Source organism: Streptomyces sp. NBC_01288 (assembly GCF_035982055.1).
Taxonomy (GTDB): Bacteria; Actinomycetota; Actinomycetes; order Streptomycetales; family Streptomycetaceae; genus Streptomyces.
Window position 1 is genome coordinate 9,506,926 of record NZ_CP108427.1, and the last position, 21,520, is coordinate 9,528,445.

Here is a 21,520-nt window from a genome sequence, read left to right on the forward strand (position 1 = left end):
CAAGGGTGTTGCCGGCGTGCGTCGTGTAGCCGTTCTTCACCCCGATGATCCCCGGATAGCGCTCCACACCGTCGTTGCCGGTCAGCAGCCGGTTGGTGTTCTGGATGCCGTACGACGATCCCTCGCCCGGGAACTGCGCCTCGGCCGTGGAGCAGTAGCGGGCGAAGTCGGCGTTGCGCAGACCGGCCCGGCCGAACACCGCGAGGTCGTAGGCGGAGGACACTTGGCCATCGGTGTCGTAGCCGTCCGGCGAGACGACATGGGTGTCGAGGGCTCCGAGGGAGCGGGCCTTGGCCTGCATGCGCGTGGCAGTGGTCTGCCAGCCGCCGTTGAGGGAGGCCAGGACGTGCACGGCGTCGTTCCCGGAGTTGAGGAAGACCCCGCGCCACAGGTCGGCGACGCGGTACGTGTGGCCTTCCTCTACGCCGACGAGGCTGCTGCCCTCGCCGATGCCGGCCAGGTCCTGTTCGCTGACGCGGTGTTGGATGCCGCCGGGGAGGACCGGGAGGACAGCCAGCGCGAACAGTGTCTTCAGGGTGCTGGCGGGTGGGAGCTTTCGGTGGGCGTCGTGGGCGGCGAGGACTTCGCCGGTGTGGGCGTCCGCGACGAGCCAGGAGAGGGCGGAGACGTCCGGGACGTTGGGGGCGCCGGGGTGTGGTCTGACCTGGGTGTCGGGGTGGTTCAGGAGTGCGGGGGGCGGTGTTGCTGTGCTGGGATCCGACCCGGTGTTGGCAGTCGCCGTGGCGGGGGTGAACGCGAGGACGCCCGTCAGGCAGAGGGCGCAGGTCGACATAGCGATCCGGGGCGTGAATCCGATTGTCATACCGCAAACGTAGGAACGGAGTCGTTGTCGAGGGTGCTGGCAGGGCCGGGCGGGGTGAGTGTGCACCCGGATGCGCTAGTGATTTGTCTGCCGGCCGGTGGGGGCTGGTCGGGCAGTTCCCCGCGCCCCTAAAGGAGCCGCTCAGATCAGTTGGAAGGCAGAGTCGGCTGGATCTGGCGTAGGAACGTCGCGTTGTCCGGGGTTTCTCGCATGCGCTCCAGCAGGGTTTCCAGGCTGCCCTGGGCGTCCCTGTTCTGGAGGACTCGGCGTAGGCCTCGTACGGCTGTCAACTCGGCCGGGGTGAGGAGGAGTTCCTCTCGGCGGGTGCCGGACGGGGTGATCTCGATGGCCGGGAAGATTCGGCGGGAGGCCAGGTCGCGGCTGAGGCGGAGTTCCATGTTGCCGGTGCTCTTGAGTTCCTCGAAGTAGACGTTGTCGGCGAGGGAGCCGGTCTCCACCAGGGCGGTGGCGAGGATGGTGAGGGAGCCGCCCTCCTCGGCCAGGCGGGCGGCGCCGAAGAACTTCTTCGGGCCGATCAGCGCGGTCGAGTCGACGCCGCCGCTGAGGGTACGGCCACCGGAGGCCGCCGCGTTGTTGTGTGCCCGGCACAGCCGGGTCAGTGAGTCGAGGAGGATCACCACGTCCTCGCCCGCCTCGACGAGGCGCTTGGCCCGCTCGATGACGAGTTCGGCCAGCGCGATGTGCTGCTTGGGGGCCTTGTCGAAGGTGGAGGCGTACACCTCGCCGCGCACGGAGCGCCGCATGTCGGTGACTTCCTCGGGCCGTTCGTCGAGCAGGACGACCATGAGGCGGGCCTCGGGGTGGTTGCCTGCGACGGCGGCCGCGATCTGCTGGAGCAGTACGGTCTTGCCGGTCTTGGGCGGGGCCACGATCAGCCCGCGCTGGCCCTTGCCGACGGGGGCGATCAGGTCGGCGACGCGTCCGGTCAGGCCGGCCGCCGGGTGTTCGAGGTGCAGCCGCTCACGCGGGTGCAGCGGGGTGAGGTCACGGAAGTGGCGTCGGCCGCGCAGTTCTGCGGGCGTGTGCCCGTTGACGAACGCGACCTCGGTCAGGGCGCGTTGCCCGCCGCGGACGCCTTCCACGAGGTCGCCCTTGCGCAGGCCGTGTCGGCGGATCAGCGCGGGGGAGACCTGGAGGTCGGTGGGCGTGGGCTGGCAGTTCAGCGCCCGCAGGTACCCCTTCCCGTTGCCGTCGATGTCGAGGACACCGGTGGCGGTCTGGACGCGGGGCTGTTCCTGTACTGGGGGTTCGAGTGTGGTGGTCATGATGGGTGGTCCTTTCAAGGACGGGATGCATGTGTCATGCGGAAGGAAGGGGGGAGAAGCCGCAGGTGGAGGGCGAACGAGCGCTCCTCGGGGCGGCGGGGAACATCACCTCGGGTACGACGAAAAGACGTCGGTCACGAAGTGGTGTGGAGAAGCCGGTGTGCCGGTCGGAAGTCGACGGGCTGTTCGGCGAAGGTGAAATGAGATCTGCACCGGCGCCCAGAACGGGGCGTGCACAAGTGCTGACCGCACCGTAGCACACCCGGCGCGGTTCTGGGTGTGACGTAGGGCTCAGCGGCTCGCCAAGAGGCCGTACAGGAGCGGGATCCGAGGCTCGGGCAGGCGCCACCAGCCGGTCTCGGTCCGGACCATCTGCGGCCAGCGCGCCCACGGCAGTTCGTCGCTCTCGCGAAGGCGCCGGATGTTCAGTCCCGCTGTCGTCAACGCGTTGATGACTTCGTCTATTCCGTGCATCCACTCGTAGCTGTCCGTCGCGCCCGCCACGGCCGGGCCGTCGGTGTACGTGAACGTCGCGTCCCGGTGCACCGGGCCCCCGCCGCCCAGGTAGTCGTGGCGGAGGAGCAGTTCCGGTCCTTCGCCCCGAGCCGGCTTCGGGCCCAGTGAGTTGAGCAGAGGATGGAATTCGACGATGTACAAGTGGCCGCCGGGGCGCAGGAGTTGGGCGACCGTGTCCGCCCAGCGCGGCAGGTCGGGCAGGTAGCACAGGGCGCCCTTGCCGGTGTACACGACGTCGAACCGCCGTTGCCCCAGGGCCTCCACGGCGTCGTACACGTTCGCCTGTACGTAGTCGACGTCGAGGCCCGCCTTCGCCGCGATGTCGTTCGCGGCGGCGACGGAGGCCTCGGAGAAGTCGAGGCCCGTGGCACGTGCCCCGCGCTGTGCGAACGCGAGGGTCTCGGTGCCGAGGTGGCACTGGAGGTGGAGGACGTCCCGGCCCGTCAGGTCGCCCAGGTCGTCCCACTCGAAGGAAGCGAACCAGCGGTCCGGGTCCGGGTCGCCGTCGAGGCCGTAGAAGCGGCTGGCGAGGTGGACGGGGGTGCGGGCGTCCCAGTTCGCCTGGTTGGCGCGCATCAGCCGGGACTGGTCGTCGGTGCTCATGGGGACATCCTGCCGTGAACCTGTGAGGAGTTTCCGGCTTCCCGCCTCATACCAGCCATACGAACCCCCGATGGCCCTTCGGTGACCCATTTCTTGTTCTCGTCAATGGCCGTACCTACGCTGCCACCACCGCACCACGGCGGCACGGGACAAGGGACTTGGCAATCATGGGTCGACTGGCCGGGAAAATCGCTTTCATCAGTGGAACGGGGGCTGGAATAGGGCGGGCCGCGGCGCTGGTATTCGCTGCGGAGGGTGCTGAAGTCTTCGGTTGTGACATCGACGCGGACAGCGCGGCCGAGACCGTGGAACTCGTCGAAAAGGCCGGCGGAATCATGCGGTCCCTCGCACCCGTGGACCTGTCCACCGAAGGCGGTGCCCGGGAGTGGATCGAGGCCGGGATCGCGGCCTTCGGCGGGATCGACATCCTCTACAACAACGCCTCCGCGCTGCGGAACGGCCCGTTCGAGACGATGCCCGCCGAGGACTGGTACTTCACCATCAAGAACGAGCTGGACATCCCCTACTTCTGTACGCAGGCGGCCTGGCCGCACCTGATCGCACGCGGTGGCGGGGCCGTTCTCAACGTCGCCTCCGTGGCCGCCGTACGCGGGGCGCCGTTCATGCCGATGGTGCCCCACGGGGCGGCCAAAGGCGGGGTGTTGGCGATGAGCCTGCACCTGTGCGCGGCCGGCGCCCCGCACCGCATCCGGGTCAACACCATCGCGCCCGGCATGACCCGCACCTCCGCCACCGCGCCCTTCCTCGACGATCCGGCAGGCCCCAAGGCCCAGTTGGAGGCCCGCATCCCGGTCGGGCGGGTGGGGCAGCCCGAGGACATCGCACGGGCCGCCGCCTTCCTCTGCTCCGACGAGGCGGCCTTCGTCAACGGCGCCAACCTCATGGTCGACGGCGGCGACAGCGCGATGGCGGGCTGAGCCGCCATGACCACCCGACTCGACCACGTGGGCGTCAACGTACGCGATCTCGCCGCCCAAACCGCTTGGTACCAAGGTGCGTTCGGCCTCAAGACCGTCTTCGAGTTCCACCTCGAAGGGCCCGGTCTACGAGGTGTCGTCCTGGAACATCCGCGGGGCTGGCGCATCGAGCTGCTCGCCAGACCCGGCTCCGCCCCCGGCCTTCGCGCGCCGGACCCGATGACCGCCGTACTCACCCACGGATACGGGCACTTCGCGGTCACCACCCCCGAACTCGACCCCGTCCACGGCGCGTTGGTGGCCCACGGCGCGGGTGAGGTCATGGCACCCGGGCCGTCCCCCGAACCCGGAGTGCGCATGGCCTGGGTCAGTGACCCCGAGGGAAATCTCATCGAACTCATAGAGAAAAACGCAGAGTGAGGGCACGCACGATGACGGATTCGACCTCCTTGAAAAGACTGGACCCCGGAACGCTCATAGCGTGCTGTCTCGCGGTCGCGGCGGCACAGTTGTGCATTACCGTTCCCTCGCCCATCAACGGAGAAATTCAGGCCGCATTCGGCGCGTCGGGTTCCCAAGTGGCCTGGGTCACCTCGGCCTTCATTCTCCCCACCGCGATTCTGGAACTGAATTTCGGTGTGGTGGGCGATCTCTTCGGACGCAAGCGGCTGTTGGTGCTCGGCGGGCTCGTCCTGGCGCTCGGTGAACTCCTCAACTCCACCTCGCAGAACATCACCATGATGTGGACCGGGCAGGCCCTGGCCGGCATCGGCGCCGCCGCCCTGTTCCCCAGTTCCCTCGCGGTCATCGCGGCGGCCACACCCGACGGCAAGGACCGGGCGAAAGCCGTCTCCACCTGGGCCCTGTCGATCTCCCTCGCCTCCGCGCTCGGCCCGCTGTCCTCCGGGATCCTCGCCACGGTCGCCGACTTCCGCTGGGCGTTCGTCCCGCCGGTCGTCCTCGGTCTCGTCGTCGCGGTCACCTCCTGGAAGCTCGTCACCGACTCGAAGGCCCCGGAAGGCCGCGCGCTGGACTGGCCGGGACAGATCACCATCGCCGTCGGCCTCACCGCCCTGCTCTGGGGTGTCATCGAGGGTGGCGACCGCGGCTGGGGCAGCGCGGCGATCGTGGGCTCGCTGACCCTGGCGGCAGTCGCGCTCGTCGGGTTCGTCGTCGCGGAGACCCGCGCGGCCTCCCCGATGTTCAACCTCGGCCTGCTGAAGATCCCCTCGTTCGCGGCGGCGGCTGTCGTCGCCCTGGCCGGCATGTTCGGCTTCATCGGCACCGCCTACTGCGTCTCGATCCGCCTCGGCGCCGTGATGCACCTGAGCCCGCTGCGGGCCGGAATGCCCTTCGTGATCCTCCAGTTGATCCCGCTGCTGCTGGCGCCGGTGCTCAGCCGGATGCTCACGAGGATCGACGCCCGCTGGCTGCTGATGGGCGGCCTGCTGCCCATGGCCGCCGGACAGTTCTGGATCGCCGCGCTGCCCATCACCACCACCTCCCTGGCCGCCTTCATCGGCCCGGTGCTGCTGCTCGGCATCGGCTTCATCTGCGTGGTGTCCTCGCTGACCTCCGCCGCCGTGAACGCCGTACCGATCAACATGACCGGCATGGCCAGCGGCGCGACCAGCCTGGTCCGCGAGTTCGGCCAGGGCCTCGGCCCGGCCGTGATCTCCACCATCGCGATGAGCCTCGCGTCCTCCGCGCTCGTCGGAAAGCTCAGCGGGGCCGACGCGGGCATGGAGAAGGCGGCCGGTCCCCTTGCGGTCGTCAACGCGGGCAGCGCCCAGGCCAAGGCCGCCGCGCAGACCGCGCTCGGCCACGGCATGGCCATCGGCGTGGTGATCTGCGGCTGCGCCTCATTGCTGGGCGCGGTGGTCACCCTGCTGCTGGTGCGCAAGAACACCGAGCGCGCGGTGGTGGGGGCGGGGGAGCCGTCGGTACAGGCTGCCACCGCGTAGCAGGTAGGTCGTACGGGTCGTAGGGGAGAGGTCGGGGCCGGTGCCCCGGCCTCTCCGTGTTTTTGGACGCGTGTTTTTTCTTGGCGGGGTGTCGATCCGGCTCGGTCGCGTTCGTCGGTGGGGTGTAGGAAGCTCATCGAGGACCGGGAGGACCCATGAAATACATGCTGCTCGTGTGCGGCGACGACACCGCTGACGGCTCCGGGATGGCACCCGTAGAACCTTGGGTGGAGGAGCTGGGCGACCGGAACGTACGGCTGCACGGACACCGGCTCGCGAAGCCCGCCGATGCCGTGACCGTGCGGGTGCGGGGCGGGGAGGTGCTGCGCACCGACGGGCCGTTCGCGGAGACCAAGGAGTACGTCGCCGGATTCGACATCCTGGAGTGCGACACCCTGGAGGAGGCCGTCGAGGCCGCGGCCAAGCACCCCGTGGCCACCATCGGAGCGATGGAGGTGCGCCCGTTCTGGCCGATGGACGGTGCGGAGGAGGGCGAGGCGGAGATCCGCGCGCTCGACGCCGAACTGACCGCGGCGGCTCGCGAAGGGGACGTGGATCGCATCGTCGCCTGCTACGCGCCGGACGTGGAGGCATTCCACTTCACCACCGGCCTGGAGGCGCACGGGATCGACGCCTTCCGCAAGGCCATGGAGGGCGTGTTCGCCAGCGTGACCGGTCCGGTGACCCGCGAGGTTCTGGAGTTCCGCGTCCGCGTCGACGAGAGCATCGCCTTCGGCAACGCCCTCGTCCGGCTGCGCGGCACCCTGGCCGGCGGCCGGCCGCTGGATGACGTCCTGCGTGTGACCACCGGTTACCGCAACGCGGGCCTGCGCTGGCAGATCGTCCACGAACACGTCTCGGCCACGAAGACCACGAGCACGACGGCCGAGGAGCGGTCATGAAGTACGTCCTGCTGATCTGCACGCCCGTCGACGGCGAGGAACTCAGCCCCGCCGAGATCGCCGACGACCCCCGCTTCACCTCCTACATCGACGAGGTCCGCAGCCGTGACCTGATGCGCGGCGGAGCACGGCTGCGGCCGGCCACGGACGCCACCACCGTCCGCGTCCAGGGCGACGAAGTCCTGCTCAGCGACGGGCCGTTCGTCGAGTCCAAGGAGTACGTCGCCGGTATCGACATCATCGAGGTCGCCGACCTCGACGAGGCGATCTCGCTGGCCTCCCGGCACCCCGCCGCGCTGGCCGGCGGCTCGGTCGAGGTGCGGCCGGTCTGGGAGTGAACGTGCCGGACGTCGAGGAGGCGGTCGCCGCCACCTTCCGCGAGGAGTGGGGCCAGGTCGTCGCCACCCTGATCCGGGTGACCGGCGACTGGGACCTCGCGGAGGAGTGCGCGCAGGACGCCTTCGCCCAGGCACTCGACCGGTGGCGGCGCGACGGCATCCCGCGCCGCCCCGGCGCCTGGCTGACCACGACCGCCCGCAACCGCGCCCTCGACGTCCTGCGCCGGGAGGCGGTCGGGGCGGCGAAACTGCGGGAGGTCGCGGTGCTGGGGCGGGACGAGGGACCGTACGACCCGGAGTACGACGGTGACGACAGCGGTGTCGAGGACGACCGGCTGCGGCTGGTCTTCACCTGCTGCCACCCCGCGCTGCCCATCGAGGCCCGGGTCGCCCTGACCCTGCGCACGCTGGCCGGACTGACCACCCCCGAGATCGCCCGCGCCTTCCTCGTCCCCGAGGCCACCATGGCGCAACGGCTCGTGCGCGCCAAGAAGAAGATCCGCAACGCCGGCATCCCGTACCGGGTACCGCCCGCGCATCTGCTGCCCGAGCGGACGACGGGCGTACTGGGGGTCGTCTATCTCCTCTTCAACGAGGGCTACGCGGCCACGTCCGGCGCCGAGTTGGTGCGGACGAACCTCTGCGCGGAGGCGATCCGCCTGGCCCGCGTGCTGGCCCGCCTGATGCCGGACGAGCCCGAAGTCCTCGGTCTGCTCGCCCTGTTGCTGCTGCACGATGCCCGGCGCGGCACGCGCGTGGACGCGGCGGGGGAGTTGGTGACCTTGGACGACCAGGACCGTACGGCGTGGGACCGGGCCGAAGTCGACGAGGGCGCCGCCCTGTTGGAGACCGCGCTGCGCCGGGGCCGTCCCGGGCCGTACCAGATCCAGGCCGCCATCGCCGCCTGCCACACCACCGCACCCACGGCCGAGGACACCGACTGGGCCGATATCGCGGGCCTGTACGGCGAGTTGGAGCGCTGCGTGCCCTCCGCCGTGGTGCGCCTGAACCGGGCCGTGGCTGTGGGCATGGCCCAACATCCTGACGCTGGGCTGGAGTTGGTGGCCGAACTGGAGCGGTCGGGCGATCTGGCCGACTACCACCTGCTGCCCGCGACCCGCGCCGATCTGCTGCGCCGCAGCGGTCGTACGACGGAGGCGGCAGCCGCGTACGAACGGGCGCTGGAGCTGGTGGAGAACGCGGCGGAGCGAAGGTTTCTTGAGCGGCGGCTCGCGGAGTGTCGGTCCGCGTAGGGGACGTTCGTCGGTGGTGCCCGACATCTGGCTCGCGTGGCTCCGGCTGCGCGGCTGATCGAAGGCCGGCCTCAGCGGACGTCGAGCAGGCCGGCGAGGAGTTGGAGTCGCTCGGCGTCGAGGCTGCCCTCGGCGGCGGTGCAGACCATGAGCGCGGGACCGGGGTTGCCCGGTATCGGGTAGGCGTCCCAGTCCAGGTTGAGTTCACCGACCCGGGGGTGGTCGAGGCGCATCTGGCCGCGGGTCGGTTCCGCCACGTCGTGGAGGGCCCACAGGGCCGCGAACTCGTCGCTGCGGACGGCGAGTTCACCTACCAGCTCGACGGCGCGCGGGTTCCCCGGATCGGCGGCGACCTGCGTCCGCAGCATCCCGATCAGCTCGGCGACGGTGGCCGCCCGGTTCGGGCAGGTCCGGTCGGCCTGGGGGTGCAGGAACAGGGCCAGCATGTTCCGTTCCTTCTGGGGCTGCCGGGTGAAGTCGCCCAACAGGGCGCCGCCGAGCGGGTTCCAGGCCAGCACGTCCAGGAAACGGCCGACGACCAGAGCGGGCGCGGTCATGCCGTGCAGCAGTCGTAGCGTGGTGTCCGGTACCTCCTCCGGCTCGTACGAACGCGGCGGGCGGGCCGGGTTGCGTGCGGCGGCGGCGAGGCTGTGCAGGTGGCGGGTCTCCTCGGCGGAGAAGTCGAGGGCGCGCGCGAGGGCGTCGAGGACCTGCTCGGAGGGGCGTACGTCGCGGCCCTGCTCCATGCGCTGGTAGTAGTCGGAACTCACCCCGGCCAGCAGGGCCAACTCCTCCCGCCGCAACCCCGCGACGCGCCGCCTCGGACCAGGTTCCAGCCCAACGTCCTGCGGGCGCAGGCGAGTTCGGCGGGTGCGCAGGAACTCCGCGAGTTCGCGGCGGGGATCGTCGCTCATGGCGTGGGAAGAGTCGGTCACCGCGTCAGTATGCCGTCGGCGCGGCCCGCGAGGGTGGGTCTGCCGGACCCAGGAAAAGGGGAACGACCGTGATGTCGCGTGTGGGGTCCACGATCGGATCAACCACACAGCAGGCCATGGAAGGGCAGCGCCATGAAGGCCGTTCAGATCACGAGTTTCGGTACCGCGGACGTTCTGCGGGTCAATGAAGTGGATCGTCCCGCTCCCGGCTCCGGCGAGGTGCTGGTGTCGGTCGAGGCGTCCAGCGTGAACGGGCACGATGTGATCGTCCGGGCGGGGGAGTTGAAGATGGTGTCGGGGCGGCGGTTCCCGATCGGTGTGGGGCTGGACTTCGCGGGCACCGTCGCCGCGACCGGCGCCGGTGTCGAGGGTTACCGGGTCGGGGACCGGGTGTGGGGCATGGTGCATCCCCGGCAGCGGCACTCCGTCGCGGGGGCGGCCGAGTACGTCGTGGTCTCCGCGGAGCGCGTCTCACCCGCCCCGGCGGACCTCTCGTCGGTCGAGGCCGCCTCCCTCGTGGTCGCGGGTTCCACGGCGCTGATCGCGCTGCGCGACAGTGTGCGCCTGGTGCGCGGCGAGAGGGTCCTGGTCAGGGGCGCGGCCGGCGGAGTCGGCACGGCCGCCGTGCAGTTGGCGCACGCGATGGGCGGCCGGGTGACCGCGCTCGCCCGCGACCGCCACGCCGGCCTCCTGACCGATCTCGGCGCCGACGAAGTCCGGGACTACGGCTCCACCACCTCGGACATGATCGGGCCGTTCGACGTCATCGTCGACACCGTCGGCACGGAACTGCACTGCTACCGCGGCCGGTTGGCCAAGGGCGGCCGGATGGTCACCGTCGGACTGTCCCCGTCCGCCATTGCCGCGATCGCCGCGTCGAGCGTGCACGGCTCCCGCCGCATCCGCACCTTCAGCGCCAACCCCGAGACCCCCGTGCTGCGCGACGTGGCCGACCGTGTCACCTCCGGCGCGCTGCGCCCGGTGATCGACAGCGTGTACCCGCTCGCGGACATCGCCGCGGCGCACCGGGCGTTCGAGCGCGGCGGTGTCGTGGGCAAGCACGTGGTGACGGTGCCGCGCGGCTCCGCCTGACGGAGTCCGGTCAGCGGGGCGTGGTGCTCAGGTCGACGCCGCGGGACTGGGCGTCGGCGGTCACGAGGCGGGTCGCCAGGCGGGACAGGCGCTTGCGGTCCGCCTCGGTCAGGGGCGCGGCGCAGTCCTTGATCCGCTCCGCGAAGCGCGCGCCGACCTGGGCCACGACCTCGCGGCCTGCGTCGGTGATCGACACCTGGAACGAGCGGCGGTCGACAGTGCTGGGCGTGCGGGTGACCAGGCCCCGGCGCTGGGCGCGGTCCACCAGTCCCGTGATCGAGGACTTGTCGAGGCCCAGGTGACGGCCCAGCTCGTTCATCGTCGGCTCGCGGTCCCGCAGGATCCCGAGCAGCCGTGTCTGGGTGATCGACAGGTCGTGCTCCCCGGCGAGTTCGGCCAGCGCGTTCTGCACCAGGAACGACAGCTGGGCGAGGGCGTCGACCAGGCCTAGGTCCTCCGGCGCCGGGGACGGGGTGTCGTGCGATGAGGTCATGTCCCGGATTCTACTTGCAAAGGTACGTGGCACCTACTAATTTGATTGGTGTCACGTACTAAAACGTTCGTGGCGCCTACTAAATCGCGCGCGCTCCGTGCCCTGTGCCCCGCCCTGCCCTGAATCCGATCCGAGGAGAGCCTCCATGGACATCCGCGCCGCCGTCGTCCAGTCGTACGGCACCCCGCCCCGCTACGAGCCCTTCGACCTGCCCGCGCCGACCGACGAGGACCAGGAGATCGTCGACGTCCTCGCCGTGGGCCTGCACCCCCGGGTCCGCACCGGTGCGTCGGGCAGCCACTACACCAGCACCGGGAAGCTGCCGATGGTCCCCGGAGTCGACGGGGTCGGCCGACGCGCGGACGGTCGCCTGGTCTACTTCGTCGCCGATGACGAACTGATCGGCCCGATGGCCACCCGGACCGTGATCGACAGCCGCCGCAGCATTCCCCTCCCCGGCGGCGCCGATGTCGTGAAGATCGCCGCCGCGATGAACCCCGCCATGTCGTCCTGGGTCGCGCTGCGCCGCCGCGTCCCGATCGAGGCCGGGCAGTCGGTGCTGGTCCTCGGCGCCACCGGCAACGCCGGGCAGATGGCCGTCCAGGTCGCCAAGCGGCTCGGCGCCGGGCGGGTCGTCGGTGCCGGGCGTGACCAGGCCCGGCTGGCGACGCTGGCCGGACTCGGCGCGGACGCGACCGTCGCGCTCACCGACGACTCCGATGCCACCGCGGCCGAGCTGGCGAAGGAGGCCGCCGAAGTCGACCTGGTCATCGACTACTTGTGGGGCAAGCCCGCCGGCGACGCGATCATGGCGCTGCTGCGCGCCCGTGCCGACCGCAGCCGCGCCCTGAACTGGATCCAGATCGGCGCCATGGCGGGCCCGACCGTCGAACTCCCGTCAGTGGCACTGCGGTCGGCGAACTTCCGGCTCCAGGGCAACGGCCAGGGCGCCGTGTCGACCAGGACGTACCTGGAGGAACTCCCGTCCCTGGTCGAGGAGATCGAGAGCGGCGGCATCGCGGTCACCGCTCGGTCGGTACCTCTCGCCGACGTCGAGAGCGCCTGGAACGCGCCCGAGGTCCCGGGCGTACGCACCGTCCTCGTGCCCTGACCCGACGTGCCCCTCATGCAACTCGTCCTGGAATTACCGAAGGAGCTCGGAACCATGTCGCACACCACCGACACCGACGTCATCATCTGCGGCACCGGCGCCGCCGGACTGACCCTCGCGATCGACCTCGCCCGCAGGAATATCGAGTTCCTGCTGATCGACAAGGCACCGCAGCCGTTCGTCGGCTCTCGCGGCAAGGGCATCCAGCCCCGCAGCCAAGAGGTGTTCGAGGATCTCGGGGTGATCGACCGGATCGTCGCATCCGGCGGTGAGTACCCGGTGCAGCGCGTCTACACCGACGCCGGACCGGTCGACGAGGCCGTCGTCGAGCTGTCGGAGGCGACACCCGCCGAGCCGTACCAAATCCCGCTGCTCGTCCCGCAGTTCCTCACGGAGCGCCGACTTCGCGAGCGGCTTACGGAGCTGGGCCATGCCCCGCACTGCGGTCACGAACTCGTCGGCTTCGAGCAGGACGCCGAAGGGGTCTCCGCGCGGATCGCCACCCCTGACGGTGAACGGACCGTACGGGCCGCCTACTTGATCGGTGCCGACGGCGGATCGAGCTTTGTGCGCAAGGCACTTGGGATCGGCTTCCCCGGCAAGACCCTCGGCGTACGGGCGATCGTCGCGGATGTGGTGGCGGAGGGCGTCTCGTGGGACGTCTGGCACCGCTGGGGCGAGGACACCGCCTCGCAGGTGTCGATGTGCCCGCTCTACGGCACCGACATGTTCCAACTCCAGGCCCCTGTCCCCTTCGACGTCGACCTGGACCTTTCCGCCGAAGGGCTCACCGCGTTCCTCCGCGAACGCACCGGCCGCGACGACCTCGTGATCCGAGCGGTGAACTGGGCGTCCGCGTTCCAGATGAACGCCCGGCTCGCCGACTCGTACCGGCGCGGACGTGTGTTTCTGACCGGCGACGCGGCGCACTGCCACCCGCCGACCGGCGGACAGGGCCTCAACACCAGCGTCCAGGACGCCTACAACCTCGGTTGGAAGCTGGCCGCCGTACTCGGTGGCGCTCCCGAATCCCTGCTGGAGACATACGAGTTGGAGCGGCGGCCGATAGCCGAGGCCGTGCTCGGCCTCTCCGAGAAGCTGCTCGAAGCCGCCAAACAGCGCGACAACCGCCGGGGCCGCGAGGTCAACCAGCTCGATCTCGGTTACGTGGACTCGCCGTTGTCGCTGCCCAGTTCGCGGCGCGACCACGGGGTGCTCGCCGGCGACCGCGCGCCGGACGCACCTGTGACCGGTGCGGGTGGCCTCCCCACCCGCTTGTTCGGCCTCTTCCAGGGACCTCACTGGACGCTGCTCGGCCACGACGTCGATGACGCATCAGTGCCAACTCCCCGACCCGGACTGCACATTCACACCATCGGCGCCCGGGGCGACCTCCTCGACCCCGGCGGCTGGGTCCACAGCGCCTATGGGCTGACGGCCGACCAGTGGGTCCTCGTCCGTCCGGACGGCTATGTCGCGGCCGTCGTCGACACCGCCGAACTCGGCGCCGTGGAAGCCTATTTGGACACGGTCGGTGTCCGTCCACTCGCGGTGACGACACCGCCCGCCCCGGAGTCGAACATGTCGGATAGCCTCACCGTCACGCCCCGCACCCGTCGTGAGCACCGGCAGGTCCGGTCGGCCGCCGAGAAGCGGCTCGCCACCGCGCAACGTGAACTCCAGGACCTGTCACGGCAGTTCCAGCGCGACCTGCGGACCGTCCGGCGGCAGGGCGAGACCAAGGCGATCGTGGCCCGCTCGAACCTCGCCGAGCTGGCGGTGCAGGGCATCACCCGGCTCGCGGCCGGCCTGCGCTCCGAGCGTTAGGGCCGCTCCGGTCGTCACGAGGCGTCGAGCGCGTTGGTGATCGCCTTCACCCCGCCGTGCGCCGCGTACCCGCCGTCGACGGTGATCTCCGCGCCGTTGACGTACGACGCCTCGTCGGACAGCAGATAGACGACCAGCGGCGCCACCTCGTCGACCGTGCCGGCCCGGCCCTGCGGGGTCAGCGACAGGTGGGCCTGGACGAACACCGGGTTCGCGGTGGCCATCAACGGGGTCTCGATGTAGCCGGGGTGGATCACGTTCGTGCGGATGCCGCGCGGGGCGAGTTCCAGCGCGGCCACCTTCGACAGGCCGCGCAGCGCCCACTTGCTGGCGGTGTACGCGACCGCGTGATGCGCGGTGAGGCCCGCGACCGAACCGACGTTCACGATGGACGAACCGGCCGGCATCAGCGGGGTGAGGGCCTGGATGCCGAGCAGTGCACCCGTGGTGTTGACCGCGAACGCCCGGTTCCAGTCGGCGAGTTCGACCGAACCGAGGCGGGCGCGCACGGCGATGCCCGCGTTGTTGACCAGGCCGTGCACCTCCGTGAGGGAAGCCGCGAGGTCCGCCCAGTCGTCCTCCGACGACACATCCAGATGCCGGTACCGGACGTCCAGCCCCTCGCCGCCCAGCGACACGGCGAGCTTCTCGCCCGCCTCGTCCAGGACGTCGGTCGCGATCACCGTCGCGCCCTCCCGGGCCGCGGCCGCCACCTCGGCGGCTCCCTGGCCCTGCGCGGCCCCGGTGACGACGACGGTACGACCGGCCAGACGCGTGCGGCTCACGGTTCCTCCAGGGGGTGCGGGCTGTCTCCCGTCCACGCTAGGAAGCCGGGGTCAGCTCCGGAAACGCACGATCGGCATGGGTGGCATCCGCACCGGCGATCTCCCGCACCACCGGCTCGTCGAGCGACCGCACCACCGGGTCGTCCAGCGACGCGGCCACCTTGCGGACCGTCTCCCGCAGCCAGCGGTGCGCGGGGTCCGCGTGCCGGTTGTGGTGCCAGTACATGGCCTCCACCAGCGGTACGTCCGGGAAGGGCGTCGGTACGACGGCGCAGCGCGCGAAGCCCTCGTAGCGCCGGGCGAGCCGTTCGGGGACCACGGCGACCAGGTCGGTGCCGCCCACCAGGAACGGCAGCACGTTGAAGCCGGGCGTGCTGACCTGCACCCGGGGTGTGATGCCGAGGGTCTCCAACTGCCGGTCCGCAGGCGTGAGTTTGCCGATGACGCAGGCCGCGTGGGGCATCTCCGCGAGGTCGCGCAGCGAGAGCCGCCCGTCCACCAGACGCGGGTTGTCCGGGTCGACGAGACACACGAACCGGTCGTGCATCACGGTCTCGCTGACCCCCGGCAGCTGATAGCCGAGCGGCACGATCATCAGGTCGTGGCAGCGCAGATGGGTCTCCGTCTCCAACTGCCCGATGACGATCGGGTGGAAGTCGATCCGGATGCCGGGGGCCTCCTGCGCGAGGGCCCGCAGCAGCGGTTCCATGAACACCGTCATGACGTAGTCGGACATCACGACCGAGAACCGCTGCCGGCTGCGCGACGGGTCGAAGTGCCTGGTCAGCGACAGTGCCTCCTCCGCCTTGTGCAGGGAGGACTGGACGACCGGAAGCAGCCGCTCCGCGAGCGGGGTCAGCTCGTACTCGCGGCCAACCCGCACCAGCAGCTCGTCGTTGAAGTGCCGCCGCAACCGGGCCAGGGAGCCGCTCATCGCGGACTGGCTGGTGGACAGCCGTACCCCCGCGTGGGTGACGTTCTTCTCCTCCAGGAGGGCTTCCAGAGCCACCAGAAGATTCAGGTCGATTGCTCCCAGACCCATGCGTGTGTCCTTCCGGCCGCGTCGTTGAAGCTCGGTGAAACCGGAGCGTAACGAGCGGTCTCCCCCCGAGGAAGGGGCCGGGGGAGAAGTCACAGGGATCCGATAGCTGCCATCGGATCCCTGGATGTGTGCAGGTCGGACGGTATTCCGGCCGGATCGCCGCCAGGACTACGGCCGCGGGGTCCGGCCGCGCTTGCGGGCGCGCGGCAGGTATACGTCCGTACGGCCGGGCACGACACGGTTGGAGAGGGTGCCGAGGCGCTCCACGGAGAGCGTCACCTCGTCGCCCGGCTGGAGCGGCGGCGGGGTGCGCTCGCCGACCCGGCCCCAGAACTCCGCCAGCGCGCCCCACCCGCAGGTGCCCGAGCCGAGAATGTCCCCGGGGCGCACCCAGGCGTCCCGTGAGGCGTAGGCGATCATCTCCTCGAAGGTCCAGGAGACGTTGGCGAGGGTGTCGCGGCCGATCAGCTCCCCGTTGAGGGTGGCCGTCATCTCCAGGTCCAGGAAGCCGTCCGGGTCGCGCCGGTCCTCGACCTTGTCGGCGGTCACCAGGCAGGGGCCGAGCGTGTTCGCGAAGTCCTTGCCCTTGGAGAAGCCGAGCCCGAGGTTCTTCTCCGGCTTCTGCAGATCGCGCGCCGACCAGTCGTTGAAGACGAGGTAGCCCACGATGTGCTCGCGCGCCCGCTCCGGCGTGAGATCACGCCCGGCGCGCCCGATGACCACCCCGACCTCCAACTCGAAGTCGAGCACCGAACATCCCGCCGGGACCGGCACGTCGTCGTGGGCGCCGTACGCCGCATGAGGGTTCGTGAAGTAGAAGTTGGGCGCTCGATACCACTCCTCGGGCACGTGCTCCAGCCCGTCCAGGGACTTCGAAACACCCTCGATGTGCGCCTCGAAACCGACGAAGTCCCGGATGGACGGCGGCTTGAGGGGAGGCAGCAGCCGCACCTGATCCACCGTCAAGTCGCTTGGTGCGCGCAGCGCTTCGGTGCCGGCCGCGTGCAGCACGTCCTGCTCCAGCAGGGTCAGTACGGTGATCCCCTCGGGCAGCGGATGGATGGTCCCGTCCCGGACGACCCCGGCGCGCTCCACGCCCTCGTACTCGTATGTCGCGAAACGCATCGCTCACTGCTCCCAGTGGTTGGTGTTGGTGACGGTCCCCGTGCTGAGGTAGCCCGCGAAGAGCCCCTTGGGGTCGTACGCGGCCCGGATCTCCCGCAGCCGCCGCCACTGTTCGTCGCCCATGAACCTCAACTGCCGCACGGTGAAGTCCGAGTCGCCGAGGTACTGGCCGGCGGTCACCGGCCGCATGTCCGCCATCGCCCCGTCCAGCCAGGCGCGCAACTCCGCGTCCCGTGCCGGGTCGTCGTGGATGACGTACGTGGCGCAGTAGATCTCCGACTGCAACGAGAAGGCCATGTCGGGGAGTTGGCGCAGGGGGGCCATGGAGAACCAGATGGTGAAGGTCTGCCGGGTGGGCTGCTCGGTGAACGCCCTGCGGATCGCCGGGACGACCTCGTCGGCGGGGCCGGTCAGCCAGGCGTTGTCGACGAGATAGCGGTGGCCTTCGGGGTTGGCGATGCGCTGACCCGCCAACTGCTCCGCGAGGGTGGTCTGTTGGGCCTCCACGCGGAACAGTGCCCGGTCCGCGTACGGGTTGGCGTGCAGCGGCGCCAGCGCCTCGGCTGCCTCCTCGGCGGTGTCGGTCATCGACACGCCCGTGACCAGCAGCACCGGCTCGTCCAGGCCGGGAGGTGTCTGGGTGAGCGCGACGATCTCCACCAGGTCCGAGACCGTGTGGTGCATGCCGTGCAGCCAGGTCATGACCTCGTCGAACAGGTCGAGTGGATACGCGTGCACGGTGTGGCCCAGGTACCGCGGCAGCGGGCGGGTGCGCAGATGGAAGCGTGTGACGATGCCGAAGAAACCCGGACCCGCACCGCGCGCCGCCCAGAACAGATCGCTGTGCTGGGTCTCGTCGGCGCGCACCAACTCGCCCTCGGCGGTGACGACATCGATGGCCACGATGTTCTCCGCCGCCCAGCCCCAGCCGCGCGCGTTCCAGCCCTGCCCGCCCTGGAGCAGAAAGCCGCCGATGCCCACGGAGGGGCAGTGCCCGCCGTTGAAGAAACGGCCGAACTCGCCGAGGTACGGGTTGAGTTCGTCGCCGCCCTTGACGCTGGGCGTCGCTGTCACGATCCCGGTCCCCGGGTCGTACGCCATCTCGCGGAAGCCCCCGAGGTCGATCAGCAGTGCGTCCTCGCGCACCGACCACGCGGCCCAACTGTGCCCGCCGGAGCGGACGGCGACCTGCCAGCCGCGTTCGAGGGCGAGCCGGACGCCCTCCACCACGTCCTGCTCGGACTCGGCCATCAGGACGGCCGCCGGTGAACGGTCCGACGGGCGGCGGGCGTTGAAGACCCGCCCGAAGCACGCCGTCTCGAAGTCCTCGTCGTCAGGGAGGTGGAGGGTGCCGGAGAAACGGTTCAGGTTCACGCTGGTACTCACTTGATCGCGATCGGATTGACGGGGGCGCCCACCGCACCGGTCACCGGCAGCGGCGCGGCGACCAGCAGGAACTCGTAGACGCCGTCGGCCGCGCAGTCCTCGGCCAGCGCCTCCAGGTCCCACATCTCGCCCAACGGGAGGCCCATGTTGGGGATCGCTATCTGGTGCAGCGGGGACATCGCGGGTTGCGGGAACTCGTAGGGACGTACCTCAAGTCCCCAGGTGTCGGAGGCGATCGCCGCGATCTCCGTGCGGTGCAGCCAGCCGAGGGTGGTGAAGGAGAGGCCGGGCGCGTCTCCGGCGGCGTAACCGCCCCACGCGCCGAGCCGCCGTACGCGGCCGAGTTGCCCGGTGCGGAGCAGGACGAGGTCCCCGCGCCGTACGGAACTGGTCGCGCCCTGCGCCTCGATCGTCGCCCGCAGATGCTCCTCCAAGACGGGGAACCCGTCCGGGAGTTCACCGTGCTCGTCGCCGACCGCGCGGCCCACGTCGAGGAGGACCCCACGGCTGGTGAAGGCCTCCTTCATGTGCTCGATGCCGGTGACCGAGTCGCCGTCGCCGTTGACGATGGTGCACGGACGGCCGTTCCACGCCTGCTTGTTGTCGTAGATGTGGCCCAGCCCGTCCCACTGCGTGGAGGCCTGCAGCGGCATCACGATGTGGTCGTCGGCGCCGCCGAATCCGTGCGGGAAGCCCTGGGTGCCGGCCGCCGCGTCGGAGCCGGTGTCCTTCATGTAGTGGACCGGGTTGATACGGCCGCGGAAACCGCGCTGCGGACCCGACTCGTTGAACTCCTGGGCCAGCGAGAAGGACCGCCCGCGCCGCACCAGACCCACCGCGTGGGCGCGGATCGCGTCGTCGATGAAGTTGAGCGTGCCGAGCACGTCGTCATCGCCCCAGCGGCCCCAATTGCGGTAGGCGGAACGGGCCTTGGCGAGTTCTTCCTCGATCGGACCGAGGGCACCGGCGGTCATCGCGTACGTCCTTTCAGGAGCAGGTCGAGGGCGTTGCCCCCGGCGACGGCGGCCCGGTCGGCCGGGGTGAGCCCGGCCGCGTCCAGACGGGCCACCGGGTCGTCGACGCCCATGTCGAAGGGGTGGTCGGTACCGAGGACCACCCGGTCCGCGCCCACCGCCTCGACGAGATGGCGTAGCGCGCCCGGGGTGTACACCAGCGCGTCGAACCACATCCGGCGCAGATAGGCGCTCGGTGGTTCGGCGCAGCCGCGCGCGTCCTCCCGTACCTGCCAGGCGTGGTCGGAGCGGCCGATGTACGTCGGCAGATAGCCCCCGCCGTGTGCCGCCACCAGCTTCAGGCGCGGGAAGCGGTCCAGGACTCCGGTGAAGATGAGCTGCGAGAGCGCGACCGTCGTCTCCACCGGCTGACCGACCGTGTTTCCCAGGTAGTTGGTGGCCAGGCGCTCGCCGAGGGAGCAGCCCCACGGGTGCACGAAGACGACCACACCCAGCTCCTCGGCCCGCTGCCACACCACGTCGTGCGCCGGGTCGGCCAGTTCGCGGCCGTCGACCGTCGTGGAGACGCTGACGCCGTACAGGCCATGGTCGTTGACCGCCTGGTCGAGCAACGCGACCGCGAGATCCGGGTGTTGGAGCGGGACCGTGCCCAATCCGTACAGCCGGTCGGGTGCGGTGGCGCAGTGCGCGGCCACGGCCGCGTTCACGGTACGGGCGAGGTGGATCGCGAGGTCCGGGTTCGCCCAGTAGTGGTGCATCGGCATCGGGCCGACCACCTGGATGTCGACGCCCATCGCGTCCAGGTCCGCGAGGCGGGTGGTGACATCCGTCAACTTGACTGCCAGGCGCTGGAGTTGGGCGCGGTTGACGGCCATGGACGCGGGGGAGTGGGCGCGCTGCTCGGCCGTCAGCTCGGCGGCGAGACCCGGGGTGCCCGCGACCAGGGCGTCGGCGGCGGGGACGGCGAGGTGGCCGTGGAAGTCGACCACGGGCGAGCCGCTCACGCCGCCGCCGTCAGGTTGCCCAGGGTCTCCGACATGATCCGGGCCGGGTCCGCGCCGGGAGTGTCCGGGTGGATCTCCCAGTCGGCGAGCTGGAGGGAGTTCTCCAGGACCATCCGGACGCGGGGGAGCCGCCGGGCCATGAAGTGGTCCAGGGCCTTCTGGGTCGGCTCGTCGCCCGTCACCAACTCCGCGAGCAGCACGGCGTCTTCCATGCACATCGCCGCGCCCTGCGCGATCAGCGGCGGACAGGCGTGTGCCGCGTCGCCGATGACCATCGCGCGGCCCCGGTGCCAGGGCTCGTCGACGAGGATCGCCTCGATCCAGCGGTAGTCCACCGCCGTGTCGTCGGGCAGCGAGGCGAGGATCTGCCCCCAGGTGCCGCCGTACCCGGCGCCGCGTTCGCGCAGCAGGTCGAGCGGGGCGCGGGGGCCGATCAGGGTGGTGTCGAGGTTCTCGTCGAGGAGGTAGGCGTAGCACTGGTCGGGGGAGATCGGGCTGTAGCCGGCCTTGAAGCGGGGGCCGCCGTAGTACACCTCGGCGCAGTCCATCTCGGCCGGGCGGTCGGCAACGACCCGGAAGATCGACATGCCGACGGGGCGGGGCTTGGCGTCGATGCCGATCAGTTCGCGCATCGCCGAGTTGATGCCGTCGGCGCCCACGACGAGGTCGTAGCGGCCGGTCGTACCGTCGGTGAAGGTCACGTCCACGTGGTCGGGTGTCTGGTCGAGCCGTTCCACGCTCAGCCCGAGGCGGACCCGCACCCCGTGCGCGCGCACCGCGTCGCACAGCGCGTTCTGTAGATCCGAGCGCAACGCCCCGGCTGTGGAAGGCAGTTCGGGGCCGCCGGTGTGCGGGGTGTTCAACGCGGTGAGCAGCCCGCCGTCGGCGCGGCGCAGCCGCATGATGTCGAACGGCACCGCCCGGGCCAGCACCCGGTCCAGCACACCCACGGAACGCAGCGCCTTGAGCGCGTTGCCCTGAAGGGTGATGCCATGGCCCACCCCGAACCACTGCGGAGAGATCTCGGCGAGCTCCACCTCGGCGCCGCGTTGGGCGAGCGCGAGACACAGCACGCTTCCGGTGATGCCGCCGCCGACGACGAGCACCTTTTGTACGGGCATGG

The 21,520-nt window shown here is 70.5% G+C and carries 20 protein-coding genes and 1 pseudogene; 9 read left to right on the top strand and 12 right to left on the bottom strand.

Annotation, left to right across the window (positions count from 1 at the left end):
* Positions 1-7 precede the first annotated feature (7 nt).
* From OG194_RS42685 to OG194_RS42695, 3 genes and pseudogenes are all read right to left on the bottom strand, one after another.
* Positions 8-823: pseudogene (locus tag OG194_RS42685) on the bottom strand (D-alanyl-D-alanine carboxypeptidase family protein); the annotation flags it as partial.
* Between the two features lie 146 nt (positions 824-969).
* On the bottom strand, positions 970-2,109 hold the full coding sequence (rho, locus tag OG194_RS42690) for a transcription termination factor Rho (RefSeq protein WP_327406082.1): 1,140 nt from the start codon (positions 2,107-2,109) through the stop codon (positions 970-972).
* Between the two features lie 291 nt (positions 2,110-2,400).
* Positions 2,401-3,228 (bottom strand): class I SAM-dependent methyltransferase, encoded by an 828-nt coding sequence (locus OG194_RS42695; RefSeq protein ID WP_327406083.1) that lies wholly within the window; start codon positions 3,226-3,228, stop codon positions 2,401-2,403.
* Between the two features lie 167 nt (positions 3,229-3,395).
* On the opposite strand from OG194_RS42695, the gene OG194_RS42700 reads away from it, so the two are divergent.
* From OG194_RS42700 to OG194_RS42725, 6 genes are all read left to right on the top strand, one after another.
* Positions 3,396-4,166 (top strand): SDR family NAD(P)-dependent oxidoreductase, encoded by a 771-nt coding sequence (locus tag OG194_RS42700; protein WP_327406084.1) that lies wholly within the window; start codon positions 3,396-3,398, stop codon positions 4,164-4,166.
* Positions 4,167-4,172: 6 nt separating this feature from the next.
* The gene (locus OG194_RS42705) at positions 4,173-4,586 is read left to right on the top strand and encodes a VOC family protein (RefSeq protein ID WP_327406085.1); all 414 of its coding nucleotides are present in this window, start codon (positions 4,173-4,175) and stop codon (positions 4,584-4,586) included.
* Positions 4,587-4,597: 11 nt separating this feature from the next.
* Complete coding sequence (locus tag OG194_RS42710; protein ID WP_327406086.1) at positions 4,598-6,130, top strand: MFS transporter; 1,533 nt, start codon at positions 4,598-4,600, stop codon at positions 6,128-6,130.
* Positions 6,131-6,285: 155 nt separating this feature from the next.
* Positions 6,286-7,032 carry a nuclear transport factor 2 family protein gene (locus OG194_RS42715; RefSeq protein WP_327406087.1) on the top strand — a complete coding sequence of 249 codons (747 nt, stop codon included), beginning with the start codon at positions 6,286-6,288 and terminating at the stop codon, positions 7,030-7,032.
* Positions 7,029-7,370, top strand: a complete 342-nt coding sequence (locus OG194_RS42720; RefSeq protein WP_327406088.1) for a YciI family protein — start codon at positions 7,029-7,031, stop codon at positions 7,368-7,370. Before OG194_RS42715 ends, OG194_RS42720 begins: the two co-directional genes overlap by 4 nt.
* On the top strand, positions 7,367-8,623 hold the full coding sequence (locus OG194_RS42725; RefSeq protein WP_327406089.1) for an RNA polymerase sigma factor: 1,257 nt from the start codon (positions 7,367-7,369) through the stop codon (positions 8,621-8,623). The genes OG194_RS42720 and OG194_RS42725 overlap by 4 nt, the downstream gene beginning before the upstream one ends.
* Positions 8,624-8,694: 71 nt before the next feature.
* Here the strand turns inward: OG194_RS42725 and OG194_RS42730 are convergent, their stop codons facing one another.
* Positions 8,695-9,537 carry a helix-turn-helix transcriptional regulator gene (locus tag OG194_RS42730; protein WP_327407388.1) on the bottom strand — a complete coding sequence of 281 codons (843 nt, stop codon included), beginning with the start codon at positions 9,535-9,537 and terminating at the stop codon, positions 8,695-8,697.
* 153 nt (positions 9,538-9,690) lie between these two features.
* Here OG194_RS42730 and OG194_RS42735 point away from each other — a divergent pair, with 153 nt between their 5' ends.
* Complete coding sequence (locus tag OG194_RS42735) at positions 9,691-10,650, top strand: NADP-dependent oxidoreductase (RefSeq protein ID WP_327406090.1); 960 nt, start codon at positions 9,691-9,693, stop codon at positions 10,648-10,650.
* Positions 10,651-10,660: 10 nt separating this feature from the next.
* Here the strand turns inward: OG194_RS42735 and OG194_RS42740 are convergent, their stop codons facing one another.
* A complete protein-coding gene (locus OG194_RS42740) occupies positions 10,661-11,143 on the bottom strand; it encodes a MarR family winged helix-turn-helix transcriptional regulator (RefSeq protein ID WP_327406091.1) in 483 nt (160 codons plus the stop codon).
* A 145-nt stretch (positions 11,144-11,288) separates the two neighbouring features.
* Here OG194_RS42740 and OG194_RS42745 point away from each other — a divergent pair, with 145 nt between their 5' ends.
* Positions 11,289-12,254, top strand: coding sequence for a zinc-binding alcohol dehydrogenase family protein (locus OG194_RS42745; protein WP_327406092.1), 966 nt, complete (start codon positions 11,289-11,291; stop codon positions 12,252-12,254).
* 54 nt (positions 12,255-12,308) lie between these two features.
* Positions 12,309-14,081, top strand: a complete 1,773-nt coding sequence (locus tag OG194_RS42750; RefSeq protein WP_327406093.1) for an FAD-dependent oxidoreductase — start codon at positions 12,309-12,311, stop codon at positions 14,079-14,081.
* A 14-nt stretch (positions 14,082-14,095) separates the two neighbouring features.
* Here the strand turns inward: OG194_RS42750 and OG194_RS42755 are convergent, their stop codons facing one another.
* The 7 genes from OG194_RS42755 to OG194_RS42785 form a co-directional block, all read right to left on the bottom strand.
* Positions 14,096-14,866: an SDR family NAD(P)-dependent oxidoreductase gene (locus OG194_RS42755; protein ID WP_327406094.1), complete on the bottom strand. Its 771-nt coding sequence runs from the start codon at positions 14,864-14,866 to the stop codon at positions 14,096-14,098.
* A 37-nt stretch (positions 14,867-14,903) separates the two neighbouring features.
* Positions 14,904-15,908 (bottom strand): LysR family transcriptional regulator, encoded by a 1,005-nt coding sequence (locus OG194_RS42760; RefSeq protein ID WP_327406095.1) that lies wholly within the window; start codon positions 15,906-15,908, stop codon positions 14,904-14,906.
* Positions 15,909-16,076: 168 nt separating this feature from the next.
* Positions 16,077-17,033, bottom strand: coding sequence for a fumarylacetoacetate hydrolase family protein (locus tag OG194_RS42765; RefSeq protein WP_327406096.1), 957 nt, complete (start codon positions 17,031-17,033; stop codon positions 16,077-16,079).
* A gap of 3 nt (positions 17,034-17,036) precedes the next feature.
* Positions 17,037-18,407 (bottom strand): FAD-binding oxidoreductase, encoded by a 1,371-nt coding sequence (locus tag OG194_RS42770; protein WP_327406097.1) that lies wholly within the window; start codon positions 18,405-18,407, stop codon positions 17,037-17,039.
* Positions 18,408-18,415: 8 nt separating this feature from the next.
* Positions 18,416-19,393: a cyclase family protein gene (locus tag OG194_RS42775; RefSeq protein ID WP_327406098.1), complete on the bottom strand. Its 978-nt coding sequence runs from the start codon at positions 19,391-19,393 to the stop codon at positions 18,416-18,418.
* On the bottom strand, positions 19,390-20,397 hold the full coding sequence (locus tag OG194_RS42780; RefSeq protein WP_327406099.1) for an amidohydrolase family protein: 1,008 nt from the start codon (positions 20,395-20,397) through the stop codon (positions 19,390-19,392). The genes OG194_RS42775 and OG194_RS42780 overlap by 4 nt, the downstream gene beginning before the upstream one ends.
* Positions 20,394-21,518: an FAD-dependent monooxygenase gene (locus OG194_RS42785; RefSeq protein WP_327406100.1), complete on the bottom strand. Its 1,125-nt coding sequence runs from the start codon at positions 21,516-21,518 to the stop codon at positions 20,394-20,396. The genes OG194_RS42780 and OG194_RS42785 overlap by 4 nt, the downstream gene beginning before the upstream one ends.
* Positions 21,519-21,520 lie beyond the last annotated feature (2 nt).

What these genes read in the sequence shown, in the direction of transcription:
- OG194_RS42765 (WP_327406096.1), bottom strand. Translation starts at nt 17,033, where the DNA reads ATGCGTTTCGCGACATACGAGTACGAGGGCGTGGAGCGCGCCGGGGTC.
- OG194_RS42695 (WP_327406083.1), bottom strand. Translation starts at nt 3,228, where the DNA reads ATGAGCACCGACGACCAGTCCCGGCTGATGCGCGCCAACCAGGCGAAC.
- OG194_RS42740 (WP_327406091.1), bottom strand. Translation starts at nt 11,143, where the DNA reads ATGACCTCATCGCACGACACCCCGTCCCCGGCGCCGGAGGACCTAGGC.
- OG194_RS42735 (WP_327406090.1), top strand. Translation starts at nt 9,691, where the DNA reads ATGAAGGCCGTTCAGATCACGAGTTTCGGTACCGCGGACGTTCTGCGG.
- OG194_RS42775 (WP_327406098.1), bottom strand. Translation starts at nt 19,393, where the DNA reads ATGACCGCCGGTGCCCTCGGTCCGATCGAGGAAGAACTCGCCAAGGCC.
- OG194_RS42700 (WP_327406084.1), top strand. Translation starts at nt 3,396, where the DNA reads ATGGGTCGACTGGCCGGGAAAATCGCTTTCATCAGTGGAACGGGGGCT.
- OG194_RS42710 (WP_327406086.1), top strand. Translation starts at nt 4,598, where the DNA reads ATGACGGATTCGACCTCCTTGAAAAGACTGGACCCCGGAACGCTCATA.
- OG194_RS42715 (WP_327406087.1), top strand. Translation starts at nt 6,286, where the DNA reads ATGAAATACATGCTGCTCGTGTGCGGCGACGACACCGCTGACGGCTCC.
- OG194_RS42745 (WP_327406092.1), top strand. Translation starts at nt 11,289, where the DNA reads ATGGACATCCGCGCCGCCGTCGTCCAGTCGTACGGCACCCCGCCCCGC.
- OG194_RS42785 (WP_327406100.1), bottom strand. Translation starts at nt 21,518, where the DNA reads ATGCCCGTACAAAAGGTGCTCGTCGTCGGCGGCGGCATCACCGGAAGC.
- OG194_RS42750 (WP_327406093.1), top strand. Translation starts at nt 12,309, where the DNA reads ATGTCGCACACCACCGACACCGACGTCATCATCTGCGGCACCGGCGCC.
- OG194_RS42705 (WP_327406085.1), top strand. Translation starts at nt 4,173, where the DNA reads ATGACCACCCGACTCGACCACGTGGGCGTCAACGTACGCGATCTCGCC.
- rho (WP_327406082.1), bottom strand. Translation starts at nt 2,109, where the DNA reads ATGACCACCACACTCGAACCCCCAGTACAGGAACAGCCCCGCGTCCAG.
- OG194_RS42720 (WP_327406088.1), top strand. Translation starts at nt 7,029, where the DNA reads ATGAAGTACGTCCTGCTGATCTGCACGCCCGTCGACGGCGAGGAACTC.
- OG194_RS42730 (WP_327407388.1), bottom strand. Translation starts at nt 9,537, where the DNA reads ATGAGCGACGATCCCCGCCGCGAACTCGCGGAGTTCCTGCGCACCCGC.
- OG194_RS42760 (WP_327406095.1), bottom strand. Translation starts at nt 15,908, where the DNA reads ATGGGTCTGGGAGCAATCGACCTGAATCTTCTGGTGGCTCTGGAAGCC.